The sequence below is a fragment of the Pseudomonas sp. MWU13-2100 genome (assembly GCF_023242365.1).
Taxonomy (GTDB): Bacteria; Pseudomonadota; Gammaproteobacteria; order Pseudomonadales; family Pseudomonadaceae; genus Aquipseudomonas.
The window spans coordinates 1-12,417 of record NZ_JALLIX010000045.1 but is presented as its reverse complement, the minus strand read 5'-3'; the positions used below and the strand labels follow the sequence as shown (position 1 = coordinate 12,417).

Below are 12,417 nucleotides of genomic sequence, written 5' to 3'. Positions count from 1 at the left end.
TCCCGGCGCACGCCACAGATGCCGCAGTCGCTCTAGGGAGCAGTGTTTCATGAGTATTCGCAACATCCGCAAGAAAGTCGTCTCCATCCTCTGGACACTGGCCGTACTCTTGCTGATCTACTGCTTTCCGAAAACCGTCCTCGGCTTTCTGCTTCTGGTTGTGGTTTGCGGTGTCTATGACTTCCTGCGCAACGGCATCTACACCGCCGAGCTGGCGAAGAAGTATTTTATCGGCAACGGCCGCAACACCTGGGTGCTGTCGCCCTTCAACTCGCTGTTCGACCTGATCAGCAAGCCCAATCGCGGCATCTACAAGATGCAGGACCTGCCGCAAGACTGCCAGCGCGACCTGCAGCAGGTCATCGACAAGGCGATGAGCCACAAGGACGAGATCATCCAGTACCTCGACTCACGGATGGCGGAAAACAAGCGCGGCATGCTGTTCTTCCAGTGGTACGGGCGCAAGATCGACACCGAACTGGACATCCCGGAACTCCAGCAGAAGTTCCCCTATGTCAAGACCGTGGGCGTATCGGTATTCAATGAAAACCGCTCGACGTCCTTCCACTTCGGCCCGCTGCGCATGATGTTCCGCGTGCTCTACAACATGGCCCCGGCGCCACACCATGACGGCGTCTATATCCAGTGCCGGAATCAGAAACACTACTGGCATGACGACCCGCTGTTCATTTTCGATGACACGCTGCTGCATGCGTCCTTCAACAAGAACGACGCCAAGCGTTACTGCCTGTTCATCGATATCGTGCGCCCGTCCTACGCCCCGCGCATTATCAGCGGCGCGATCGCGGCGTTCGCCAGCGCGGCGTTCACCCTGCGCCAGGGCTTCTACAAGAACTGGAAGGTCATCAAGTAACAACGGCCAGGGGTTGCGCCGCGCCTTCGAAGCGGCGCGGCCAAACCCGGCAATCACCTTGGGGAGCCGGATGACCCGGCCCCTCAAGCGCCCGCCTCGGACCCGCAGGACGCGGGCGCCGATTCAGGCCTGGATCAGATTGACGATCGCCACGTCCGGGCTGACATCGGCTTCGTAATCCACACCCTCGACGCCGAAACCGAACAGACGCAGGAACTCGGCCTTGTAGCCGGCGAAATCCGTCAGTTCGTTGAGGTTTTCGGTGGTGACCGCATCCCACAGCTTCGCCACCTGCGCCTGGACTTCCGGCTGCAGTTCCTTGTAGTCGGCACGCAGGCGACCGTCTTCGTCGAGGATCGGGGTCGGCGAGTACAGGCTGTCCTTGTACAGGCCGTAGACCTGCTCGATGCAACCTTCGTGGGAGCCCTGCTCCTTCATCACCTTGAACAGCAACGACAGGTACAGCGGCATGATCGGGATCGCCGAGCTGGCCTGGGTCACCACGGCTTTCAACACCGAAACCCGCGCGTCGCCGCCTTTGGCCGCCAGACGCTGGCGAATCTTCAGGACCTTCTGGTCCAGGTCCTTCTTGGCCGCGCCGATGGAGCCGTTCCAGTAGATGTCGTGGGTCAGTTTTTCGCCCAGGTAGGTGAACGCGGTGGTTTTCGCACCGTCAGCCAGCACACCGGCTTCGTCCAGGGCATCGATCCACAGCTGCCAGTCTTCACCGCCCATGACCTTGACGGTACCGTCGATCTCTTCCTGGGTTGCTTCGGCCAGCGTGGTGACGTTGACCTCTTCCTTGTCGGTGTTCAGACCACGCTGGGTGACCGACTTGCCGATCGGCTTGAGCGTCGAGCTGTAGACTTCACCGGTTTTCGGATCGGTACGACGCGGTGCCGCCAGGCTGTACACCACCAGGTCGATCTTGCCCATGTCGCGCTTGATGGTTTCGATGGTCAGGCGCTTGACTTCATCGGAAAACGCATCGCCGTTGATGCTCTTGGCGTACAGGCCCTTGGCTTCGGCAAACTTGTGGAACGCCGCGCTGTTGTACCAGCCGGCGGTGCCGAGCTTGCCTTCGTCGCCTTCACGCTCGAAGAACACGCCCAGGGTGTTGGCACCACAACCGAAGGCCGCGGTGATGCGTGCCGCCAGGCCGTAACCGGTGGATGCACCGAGCACCAGGACGTTCTTCGGTCCGTCACTGACCGGGCCTTGCTGGGTGACGTAGTCAATCTGTTGCTTGACGTTGGCTTCGCAACCCACTGGATGGGTAGTCACACAGATAAAGCCACGAACGCGTGGTTTGATGATCATAAGGTTCCCTTTTTTCATAGGCCGATATCGACACTGGCGGTAAGCAGCGTCGCGGATTCTAGTCATAGACGTTCAAAAAGCCGATGCGTCACTGCTTTTACAACACGGGCCCGCGCGGGGAAAGCAAATTCCCTTGCCATGTATCGCCTGGACCTTGATTAGCCGTCGTGCACGCAACATTCTAGCGCCCATCTCAGCCAGCGAAGCCTGATCGATCATGAGCGCCACGCCCTCTACCGAAACCGATAGTGACGTCTACAAGACCCTGCTTGAATCGACCAAGGCGATTCCCTGGCGGATCGATTGGCCAACCATGACCTTCAGCTACATCGGCCCGCAGATCGAGAGCCTGCTCGGCTGGACACCGGACAGCTGGGTCGGGGTCGATGACTGGGTGGCCCGCATGCACCCGGATGACCGCGAGTATGTGGTGAACTTCTGCGTGTCGCAGTCCAAGGCCGGTGTCGACCACGAGGCCGACTACCGGGCGCTGACCCGCGACGGCGACTACGTCTGGATCCGTGATGTGGTGCATGTGGTGCGCAAGAACGGCGAAGTCGAGGCGCTGATCGGCTTCATGTTCGATATCAGTGAGCGCAAGAAAACCGAGGAACACCTGATCCGTCTGCAAAAGCAGCTGGAGGAGTACTCGTTCCAGGATGGCCTGACCGGTATTGCCAATCGCCGCATGTTCGACACCGTGCTTGCCCGGGAGTGGGAACATGCCCAGCGCAATCAACTGCCGCTGTCGCTGATCATCCTGGATATCGATTTTTTCAAGCAGTACAACGACCACTACGGGCATATCAAAGGTGACGAGGCCCTGCGCCAAGTGGCCCAGACCCTGTCCCAGGCGACCAATCGGCCCCGGGACTTCATTGCCCGGATCGGCGGTGAGGAGTTCATCTGGCTACTGCCCGAAACACCGGCGGACAAGGCCCGGCAAGTGGCGGAGAAATGCCTGCAACTGGTTCGCCAGCAGCAGATCGAACATGAGAAGTCGGCGATTTCCGGACTGCTGAGTCTCAGCCTCGGAGTCGGCACCATACGCCCCGCCATCGACGAACCGGCACTGGGGTTTGTCGAGAAGGTCGATGAATTGCTCTACCGGGTCAAACGTAACGGTCGCATGGGAGCCGAATACGCCAACTTCAGCGACTGATAGGCGGAGGCCCCGGATATTGAAGTCGAGACCCGGCCACTGCGGAGGCGCTGACATGATCGCCGATAAATCGCGCAGATTAGTATCAATACTGACTATCAATACAGCTGATAAGCCATCCCCCGCCGACAATGCTACTGTTCGCCTCGATGGCAACGTTATGCCTCACCTATTCTCCGGCGACTTGCCGGGAACAGTCAGTGAGTCATCTCGACTTCATCATCCCTTTGGTAAGTTTTAGCTACTGCGCTGAGTGCCCTGTACTTTGTGCGGTAGCTTTTTTTGGGTTATGCAGCAACTCGAACTTGATTAATCCAAGGCACTGGTCGTGGGCGCTACTTTTTCATGGCGCGGCAAACAGTGCCTGGCAACGGGCGAAAAGCCGAGGGCCAGCGCCCGGTTTTTTTGCATACCTGTGTATCCGTAGTCCGTCAGATACACTGCAATACAAAGGCCCGATGCCAGCCGCTGCCACCCTCGCTAGACTGAGCTCCAAATCAACATTGGCGGAGCTGCCCCATGGATCATGTCGATCACATTCTGATCGTGGACGATGACCGCGAGATCAGAGAGCTGGTGGGCAACTACCTCAAGAAAAACGGCCTGCGCACCACCGTGGTCGCCGACGGTCGGCAGATGCGCGCCTTCCTCGAAACCACCCCGGTGGACCTGATCGTGCTGGACATCATGATGCCCGGCGACGATGGCCTGCTGCTCTGCCGTGAATTGCGCGCCGGCAAGCACAAGGCTACGCCGGTGCTGATGCTGACCGCCCGCAGCGATGAAACCGACCGCATCATCGGCCTGGAAATGGGCGCCGACGATTACCTGGTCAAACCCTTTGCCGCCCGCGAGCTGCTGGCCCGGATCAACTCGGTGCTGCGCCGTACACGGATGCTGCCACCGAACCTGATCGTCACCGAAAGCGGTCGACTGCTGGGCTTCGGGCGCTGGAAACTCGACACCAGCGCCCGTCACCTGCTGGATGAAAACGGTACCCTGGTGGCCCTCAGTGGCGCCGAATATCGCCTGTTGCGGGTGTTCCTCGATCATCCGCAGCGGGTGCTGAACCGCGACCAATTGCTCAACCTCACCCAGGGCCGCGACGCCGACCTGTTCGACCGCTCCATCGACCTGCTGGTGAGCCGCCTGCGCCAGCGGCTGCTGGACGATGCCCGTGAGCCAGCCTATATCAAGACCGTGCGCAGTGAAGGTTATGTGTTCTCGCTGCCAGTGGAAATCCTCGGTGCAGCCCAATGAAACGGTTGCTGCGCTGGCCGCGCACCCTGGGCTCGCGCTTGTCGCTGATCTTCCTCACCGGATTGATCCTCGCCCAGGCGCTGTCCTTCGGCGCGCAGTCCTACGAGCGTTATCAAAGTGCCAAGAGCGCCATGCTTGGCAACCTGGAAACCGATGTCTCGACCTCCATCGCCATCCTTGAACGCCTGCCGGCGAACGAGCGTGAAAGCTGGTTGCCGCGCCTCGCACGGCGCAACTACCACTATGTGCTGAGCGAGGGCGTACCGGGCACGCCCATGAGTCCGGATGAAGTACCGATCGCCGTCCCCACGCTCGAAAACGCCATCGGCCATGACTACCGGCTGACCTTTAGCGACATCCCCGGCCCGCGCAAACACTTCCAGGCCCATCTGAAACTGCGCGACGGCAGCCCGCTGACCCTCGACGTCACCCCGTCGATCATGCCCATGTCGCCCTGGCTGCCATTTGTCCTGCTCGGCCAGTTGCTGCTGATGCTCGGCTGTGCCTGGTTGGCGGTACGGATTGCCGTGCGCCCGCTGAGCCGCCTGGCCCAGGCCGTGGAAAACCTCGACCCCAATACCCACGGTGTGCCCCTGGACGAAACCGGCCCGACCGAAGTGGCCCACGCGGCGGCGGCCTTCAACGCCATGCAGGCGCGTATCGCCACCTATCTCAAGGAGCGCATGCAACTGCTGGCGGCGATTTCCCACGACCTGCAAACCCCCATCACCCGCATGAAGCTGCGGGCCGAGTTCATGGACGACTCCATCGAAAAGGACAAGCTCTGGCAGGACCTGGGCGAAATCGAGCACCTGATCCGTGAAGGCGTGGCCTATGCCCGCAGCGTGCATGGCGCCACCGAAGCCAATTGCCGCATCGACCTCGACGCCTTTCTCGACAGCCTGGTCTTCGACTATCAGGACACCGGTCAAGCCGTGGAGCTGACCGGCAAGAACGGCGGGCTGATCGACACCCGCCCCCATGCCTTGCGACGGGTACTGGTCAATCTTGTGGACAACGCGCTGAAATTCGCCGGCAGTGCGCAGATCGTGATCACGACCGGGGAAAACCGGCGACTGTCGATCCTGGTCCTGGACCGCGGCCCGGGTATCGCCCAGGCGCAATTGGAGGAAGTCCTCAAACCCTTCTACCGCGTGGAAAGCTCGCGCAACCGCAGCACTGGCGGCACCGGCCTGGGCCTGGCCATCGCCCAGCAACTGGCGATTGCCATGGGCGGCACGCTGACCCTGAGCAATCGTGACGGCGGCGGACTGTGTGCCGAACTCGAACTTGATGCCCGCTTGAACTGAGCACCGGCAATACACCTGCGGGTTTCGCGGCGCGGTAAAATCCTGCAAGCTGAACCCGCCGGCACCGACCACCTGGGTGCCCGATTTAGCTATGCTAGGAAAACGCGTGCGCGCGAAGCCTTTCTGGTGCTGCCGGCGCCTTAGCAGCCCGGCGACATCGCCTTGATGGAATAAAGCATGACCCAACGATCGGTAATCAACGCCTCGGTTAGCCCCAAGGGCAGCCTCGAAACCCTTTCCCAACGCGAAGTGCAGCAACTGAGCGAAGCCGGCTCCGGCAGCATCTACACGTTATTCCGCCAGTGCGCCCTGGCCATCCTCAACACCGGCGCCCATGTCGACAATGCCAAGACCATCCTCGAAGCCTACAAGGACTTCGAGATCCGTATCCACCAGCAGGATCGCGGTGTCCGCCTGGAACTGCTGAACGCTCCAGCCGACGCCTTCGTTGATGGCGAAATGATCGCCAGCACCCGCGAAATGCTCTTCAGTGCCCTGCGCGATATCGTCTACACCGAGAATGAGCTGGAAAGCCAGCGCATCGACCTGGACAGCTCCCAGGGCATCACCGACTACGTCTTCCACCTGCTGCGCAACGCCCGCACCCTGCGTCCCGGCCTGGAACCGAAGATGGTGGTGTGCTGGGGCGGTCACTCCATCAGCACCGAGGAATACCAGTACACCAAGAAGGTCGGCCATGAACTGGGCCTGCGCAGCCTGGATATCTGCACCGGTTGCGGTCCTGGCGTGATGAAGGGGCCGATGAAAGGCGCAACCATTTCCCACGCCAAGCAACGCATCACCACCGGCCGCTACCTGGGCCTGACCGAGCCGGGGATCATCGCCGCCGAGGCGCCGAACCCGATCGTCAACGAACTGGTGATCATGCCCGACATCGAGAAACGCCTGGAGGCGTTCGTGCGGGTCGGCCACGGCATCATCATCTTCCCGGGCGGTGCCGGTACGGCCGAAGAGTTCCTCTACCTGCTCGGCATCCTGATGCACCCGGACAACCGCGAACTGCCGTTCCCGGTGATCCTGACCGGTCCGCGCAGCGCGCAAGCCTACCTGGAGCAACTGAACGCCTTCGTGATCGCGACCCTGGGTGAAGCGGCACAAAAACACTACGAAATCATCATCGACAACCCGGCCCAGGTAGCCCGGCAGATGGCCCATGGGTTGAAGGCGGTGAAACAGTTCCGCCGCGAACGCAACGACGCCTTCCACTTCAACTGGCTGCTGAAGATCGACGGCGGCTTCCAGCACCCGTTCGATCCGACCCATGCCAACATGGCGAGCCTCAACCTCAGCCGCAGCCTGCCCGCCCACGAACTGGCGGCCAACCTGCGCCGGGCGTTTTCCGGGATCGTCGCCGGCAACGTCAAGGACAAGGGCATTCGCCTGATCGAAGAGCACGGCCCCTACGAGATCCACGGCGACGCGGCGGTAATGCGACCATTGGACAAACTGCTCAAGGCCTTCGTTGAGCAACACCGCATGAAACTCCCCGGTGGCGCGGCCTATGTGCCTTGCTATCGCGTGGTGAGCTGAAGCCGCGACAACGATCTGTTTGTACCTGCCGAACCGGTGCAAACAGATCGCCCTCCTGCGCCCAATACATCGTTCCTGAGCATGCCTGATCGATTCAGGCAGAGCCCCATGTACGGGTTTCAGCGTGTCGCGACCACGAACAACCTGGGAAACGGCAACAGCACGGTTCCATCGGCGAGCGCCGGGTAAGCCCCGGTGATCGCCGTCAGGTAAGCCTGCAGGAACGCCGCTTGCTGCTCCTCATCCAACGGTGCCAGGTACGGCCGCAGCGCCGAGCCCTTGAACCACTCCAGCACGGCGGCATGACCGCCGGCCAACGGGTGGTGATAGGTGGTGCGCCAGACATCCACGTGGCTGCAGTGCGGACGCAGCAGTTCGTAATAGAAACTCGCGTCGTGCCGCGGCGGGTGCCGAACCGTCGCGATCTTGTCCGCCCACGGTCCGTTGGCGGCCACTTCCCGCGCCAGCCGGTGCGATGGCTCCTGCATATTGTCCGGAGTCTGCACCGCCAGGCTGCCACCAGCCGCCAACTTGCTCACCAGATGGGGATAGAGCGTGGCGTGATCCGGCACCCATTGCAGCGAGGCATTGGCCAGGATCACATCGAAGGTTTGATCCGGGTTCCAGGTGGCGATATCGGCGAGTTCGAAATTCAACGCGGGCAAGCGCGCCCGAGCACTGACGAGCATATCGTCGGAGCTATCCATGCCGGTGACCCGCGCCTCGGGAAAACGTTGGGCCAGGACTTCGGTGGAGTTACCCGGACCGCAACCCAGGTCGACGGCCACGCCGACCGTGCCGGTGGGGATGGCGGCCACCAGATCGCGGACGGGACGGGTGCGTTCTTCTTCAAATGTCGAATATTGCTTGGCTGACCAGGTCATCACGCGTCCTCTTGTGTGTGGGGGGGGAGTGAGCACAAGCGTAGGTTTTGCACGCCATGATGACAAATGCTAATAATGACAATCTGCCATACTAAAAAGGTATTGAAATGCTAGACCTGCGTCGCTTGCATGCGTTTGTCGTGATCGCCGAAGAGGGTCATATCACCCGGGCGGCAGAGCGCCTGCATATGCAACAACCACCCCTCACCCGCCTGCTCCAGAAGCTGGAGGCCGAGATGGGCGTGGCGTTGATGGAACGCCTGCCACGGGGTGTCCGTCCGACCACCGCGGGCCTGGCCTTGCTGGAAGAAGCCCGCGCCGTGTTGGCGCGGGCCGAGGGCGTAACCGAGGTGGTGCGTCGCGCTGCCCGGGGTGAACAGGGGCGGCTTGGTATCGGCTTCACCAGTTCGGCTGCGCTGCACCCGTTTGTGCCGGGCGTGCTGCGGCACTTTCGCGAGGCGTTTTCCGGCGTTTCGGTGGTTCTGGAAGAAGCCGGAACCGGGGAATTGATGGATGCCCTGGTGCACGAACGCCTGGATGCCGCCTTCGTGCGCTCGCCCTTGAGCGGTACACCGACCTTGCAGGCCGAGCCGATTCTGGTCGAACCGATGTTGCTGGCACTGCCGATGGATCATCCCCTGGCACAAGACACCCGCGTCCCCCTGCCCTTGTCCGCGCTCGCCGGCGAAGCCTTTGTGCTGTATCGACGTCGGGTAGGATTGGGGCTCTACGACGCCATTCTAGTAGCGTGTCGCGAGGCGGGATTCAGCCCACAGGTGATTCAGGAAGCCCCACGCATGGCCGCCACCTTGAGCCTGGTCGCCGCTGGCCTGGGGGTTTCCATCGTCCCGGCCTCGATGCAGCGCCTGCGGGGCGACGGCATTGCCTATCGCGCATTGTCACAGTGTCCGGGACTGATCGCACCGCTGCACCTGGCGACCCGCGTGGGCGATAGCTCATCGGTGTTGCGGCGATTTCGGGAGTTGGTGATCGAAGCGGCGTCGATGGAAAGTCAATCTACCCAAACCTGAAACAACCTGCACTTTCAATTATCCGGCATTTACCTGATACTACTCGGCAAATGCCGGATACCAAGAGGTGCATCCAATGCTAGCCGAAGTCATGCGAGAACCCGCCTACGGTGCCTATCGGTTGCGGCTGGAATACCTCCTGCAGATTCCGACGGATGCGAGCGAACTCGAAATCCACGAGATGATCCAGTTCGGCTTCGAAGCCCAGAGGCTGATGAAGCTGTGCGACCAGGGCGATGTCACGCCATTGGAACGCGATCAGATCATTCCGCTCAAGACCCTCAAGACCCGTATTGCCAAGGAGCAGCGGCTGACCGTCGATGAGAGTGACCGGTTGTTTCGTGCCGCCCATATTACCGCCATGGCCGATACACTGTTCGGCAACGACGAGAAAGCCAGGCGCTGGCTGTCCAAACCCAAGGACCGCTTCTCGGGGAGAAGCCCCATGGCGATGCTGTCGACCATCCAGGGGACCCGGCAGGTCGAGGAGATGCTCATACAACTGGCCGAAGGGTTTTCCTTTTGATTTTCTGGCGAATCAGCGCCTTTGCCGACTTGACGGGGCGTGGCGGGGTCCTCGCCAGTGGACGCTGGCACACGGCAGGCAGGCCCGTCGTTTATCTCGCGGGAACCCCGGCAGGGGCCATGCTGGAAATCCTGGTTCATCTGGAGGTGGATCAGGAAGATTTTCCAGAAACCCTGCAACTGCTCAAGGTTGAGATCCTGGGTGATGTCAGCATCGCTCCGGCCCCGTCACTCAATGCAGATTGGGCCGATGACCTGCGTCACACCAAGGGTCTGGGCGATGCATTTCTCAAGAGCACAACGGCACTGTTACTGCCGGTACCCAGCGCCATCATGCCGCACACACAGAACTATCTCTTCAATCCCCTGCACACGGACTCGACCAAGGCCGTTGTGACCCGCGAGGCCTTCAAGCTGGATAATCGCCTGCTCAAGAAACCCTAGGTTTCAGCGATGTCCTTCAGGAGCCAGCGTGCTCTGCATCGGCAATTGACAAAACCATCGCCAGCTTTTAAAAATGGACGCCTGATCCAGGGTGCAAACAAACATGTCCGCAACGTTCAACCTCATCGCTATTGCCATTGGCTTGAATGCCAAGGCAGCGGCCTGCGTTGCGCTTGCCCCTAAATCGAAGAAACAGTCGCTCATGTGACCGGGGCGCGCTGTCCCGTCAGATGAGCTGACAGGACATTGAGCGCGACGACGGGTCACCCCTGCTCCTTGCCAACTTCCTTCTACGCTTCTGACGGTGACGACACGGTCAACCATCAGGAGAAAGTGCATGTCATCGCTTCAAGGTATCTGGGTTCCCCTCGTTACGCCGTTCGTGAACCAGGCCATCGACTTCGTCGCCCTGCGGCGGCTGGTCAGCCATCTGCTGGACAGCGGCGTCGATGGCATCGTGGTCTGTGGCACCACCGGGGAAGCCGCCGCACTGGGCAAACATGAACAGCTGGCGGTGCTGGATGCCGTGCTGGAGCTGGTCCCGCCGGAACAGGTGGTGATGGGCCTGGCGGGCAACAACCTCAGCGAGTTGCTGCAGTTCCAGAGCGAGATACTCAAGCGCCCCCTGGCCGGGCTGCTGGTACCCGCGCCCTACTACATCCGCCCGTCCCAGGCCGGCCTGGAAGCGTTTTTCAAGACAGTCGCCGATGCTTCCAGCGTACCGATCATTGTCTATGACATTCCCTACCGCACCGGGGTGAGCTTCGAGCAGGCGACTCTGCTCAGGATCGTCGCCCATGAGAATATCGTCGCCATCAAGGACTGCGGCGGCAACCTGAACAACACCCTGGCGGTGCTCGCCAGCGGCCTGGTCGATGTACTGTGTGGCGAGGACAACCAGATGTTCAATGCAATGTGCCTCGGCGCGACCGGTGCGATCGCCGCCTCGGCGCATATCCATCCCGAGTTGTTCGTCCAATTGCACCGGCAGATCCAGGAGCAGCAGCTCGCGGCCGCCAGGAAGACGTTTTTCCAACTGACTCCGCTGATCCAGGCCCTGTTTGTCGAGCCCAACCCCGGCCCGGTGAAAACCGCCCTCGCCCTCCAGGGATTGATTCGTGACGAACTGCGTGCGCCCATGCAAACCAGCAGTGAGGCCACGACCCGGCGCCTGCAAGACATTCTCGCAGCGCTCAAGCCCGACGCCCGGTAGAGCCCGGACCGGCGACCCGAGTAGGATATCCAGACTTACGTCATGAATCAGAAAGGGAAGTCGAGATGTTCTACCGGATAGCGGCCGACGGGCTGGTGTCGTTTCACCTGTTGTTCATCCTGTTCGTGTTGTTTGGCGGGCTGTTGGTGCTCAAATGGCGCCGGCTGATCTGGCTGCACCTGCCCGCCGCGACCTGGGGTGTGGCTGTTGAAGTCTTGCACCTGGAGTGCCCGTTGACCCGTTGGGAAAACCTCTTTCGCCAGGCCGCCGGACAAGGCGGTTATGGCGAGGGTTTTATCGAGCACTACCTGATTCCGCTGATCTACCCCGCCGGGCTTACGCCGACGATACAGCTTGGTTTCGGGGCCTTGGTGCTGGCGCTCAACCTCACGGTTTACCTGCGCCTGTTCAAAACCCGAAACCTGAAAGCCGCCCTCTAGACACCTCACCGAGGCGCTGCGACGAAACAGCGCTGTTGCAGTTTCTCGGATTGACCCTCTGACAAAACCACCATATAGTGTGCCTACGACAAATAAAAACACTACATGATGTGCCAACCTTCTCCTACGGCACCGCTCATCACCCTGGAGCGCCAGGGTTTTCCAATGCCTGCTTGTGCCGTGAATCCTGTTGAACGGGAGCCCTGAACACGTGTCTACCTGTCTGACGAAAAGGCAGTGAACCAGGCCTACAAACACCCCACACAAGGAATACCTGATGCTCAGCTGGGACGAATTCGACAAGGAAGAAGGCGCGGCCGCCATCAAGGGCGTCAACGCTGGCCATCCTACCGAAGCCAACATGGACCGCCTCGACAGCGCCGGTGGCGCCGCGGCCCTGGCA

Annotated in this window: 12 protein-coding genes; 10 read left to right on the top strand and 2 right to left on the bottom strand. The window is 61.0% G+C overall.

The genetic code is table 11. The features are described from left to right. The first annotated feature begins 49 nt into the window (after nucleotides 1–49). Nucleotides 50–874: an aspartyl/asparaginyl beta-hydroxylase domain-containing protein gene (locus M5B99_RS24495; RefSeq protein WP_248806478.1), complete on the top strand. Its 825-nt coding sequence runs from the start codon at nucleotides 50–52 to the stop codon at nucleotides 872–874. Between the two features lie 123 nt (nucleotides 875–997). Here M5B99_RS24495 and fabV read toward each other — a convergent pair whose 3' ends face one another. Then, nucleotides 998–2,194 carry an enoyl-ACP reductase FabV gene (gene fabV, locus M5B99_RS24490; RefSeq protein ID WP_248806477.1) on the bottom strand — a complete coding sequence of 399 codons (1,197 nt, stop codon included), beginning with the start codon at nucleotides 2,192–2,194 and terminating at the stop codon, nucleotides 998–1,000. A gap of 217 nt (nucleotides 2,195–2,411) precedes the next feature. Between fabV and M5B99_RS24485 the strand changes: the two genes are divergently transcribed. The 4 genes from M5B99_RS24485 to ppnN all read left to right on the top strand — a co-directional run bounded on the left by M5B99_RS24485 (nucleotide 2,412) and on the right by ppnN (nucleotide 7,477). Then, nucleotides 2,412–3,356 (top strand): sensor domain-containing diguanylate cyclase, encoded by a 945-nt coding sequence (locus M5B99_RS24485; protein ID WP_248806476.1) that lies wholly within the window; start codon nucleotides 2,412–2,414, stop codon nucleotides 3,354–3,356. Between the two features lie 519 nt (nucleotides 3,357–3,875). Continuing rightward, the gene (locus M5B99_RS24480; RefSeq protein ID WP_100943072.1) at nucleotides 3,876–4,616 is read left to right on the top strand and encodes a response regulator; all 741 of its coding nucleotides are present in this window, start codon (nucleotides 3,876–3,878) and stop codon (nucleotides 4,614–4,616) included. Continuing rightward, nucleotides 4,613–5,926 (top strand): sensor histidine kinase, encoded by a 1,314-nt coding sequence (locus M5B99_RS24475; RefSeq protein WP_248806475.1) that lies wholly within the window; start codon nucleotides 4,613–4,615, stop codon nucleotides 5,924–5,926. The genes M5B99_RS24480 and M5B99_RS24475 overlap by 4 nt, the downstream gene beginning before the upstream one ends. A gap of 177 nt (nucleotides 5,927–6,103) precedes the next feature. Continuing rightward, complete coding sequence (ppnN, locus tag M5B99_RS24470; protein WP_248806474.1) at nucleotides 6,104–7,477, top strand: nucleotide 5'-monophosphate nucleosidase PpnN; 1,374 nt, start codon at nucleotides 6,104–6,106, stop codon at nucleotides 7,475–7,477. A 119-nt stretch (nucleotides 7,478–7,596) separates the two neighbouring features. On the opposite strand, the gene tam is transcribed toward ppnN, so the two are convergent. Then, the gene (gene tam, locus M5B99_RS24465; protein WP_248806473.1) at nucleotides 7,597–8,361 is read right to left on the bottom strand and encodes a trans-aconitate 2-methyltransferase; all 765 of its coding nucleotides are present in this window, start codon (nucleotides 8,359–8,361) and stop codon (nucleotides 7,597–7,599) included. Nucleotides 8,362–8,468: 107 nt separating this feature from the next. On the opposite strand from tam, the gene M5B99_RS24460 reads away from it, so the two are divergent. The 5 genes from M5B99_RS24460 (at nucleotide 8,469) to M5B99_RS24440 (ending at nucleotide 12,014) form a co-directional block, all read left to right on the top strand. Next, on the top strand, nucleotides 8,469–9,392 hold the full coding sequence (locus M5B99_RS24460; protein ID WP_248806472.1) for a LysR family transcriptional regulator: 924 nt from the start codon (nucleotides 8,469–8,471) through the stop codon (nucleotides 9,390–9,392). A gap of 76 nt (nucleotides 9,393–9,468) precedes the next feature. Next, nucleotides 9,469–9,918: an antitoxin Xre/MbcA/ParS toxin-binding domain-containing protein gene (locus tag M5B99_RS24455; RefSeq protein ID WP_218223414.1), complete on the top strand. Its 450-nt coding sequence runs from the start codon at nucleotides 9,469–9,471 to the stop codon at nucleotides 9,916–9,918. Beyond that, nucleotides 9,915–10,361, top strand: a complete 447-nt coding sequence (locus M5B99_RS24450; RefSeq protein ID WP_263860627.1) for an RES family NAD+ phosphorylase — start codon at nucleotides 9,915–9,917, stop codon at nucleotides 10,359–10,361. Before M5B99_RS24455 ends, M5B99_RS24450 begins: the two co-directional genes overlap by 4 nt. Before the next feature lie 337 nt (nucleotides 10,362–10,698). Next, entirely contained in the window at nucleotides 10,699–11,574 is an 876-nt protein-coding gene (gene dapA / locus M5B99_RS24445) for a 4-hydroxy-tetrahydrodipicolinate synthase (RefSeq protein WP_248806471.1), read from the top strand. Nucleotides 11,575–11,639: 65 nt separating this feature from the next. Continuing rightward, complete coding sequence (locus tag M5B99_RS24440; RefSeq protein WP_248806470.1) at nucleotides 11,640–12,014, top strand: DUF2784 domain-containing protein; 375 nt, start codon at nucleotides 11,640–11,642, stop codon at nucleotides 12,012–12,014. The last annotated feature ends 403 nt before the right edge of the window (nucleotides 12,015–12,417 follow it).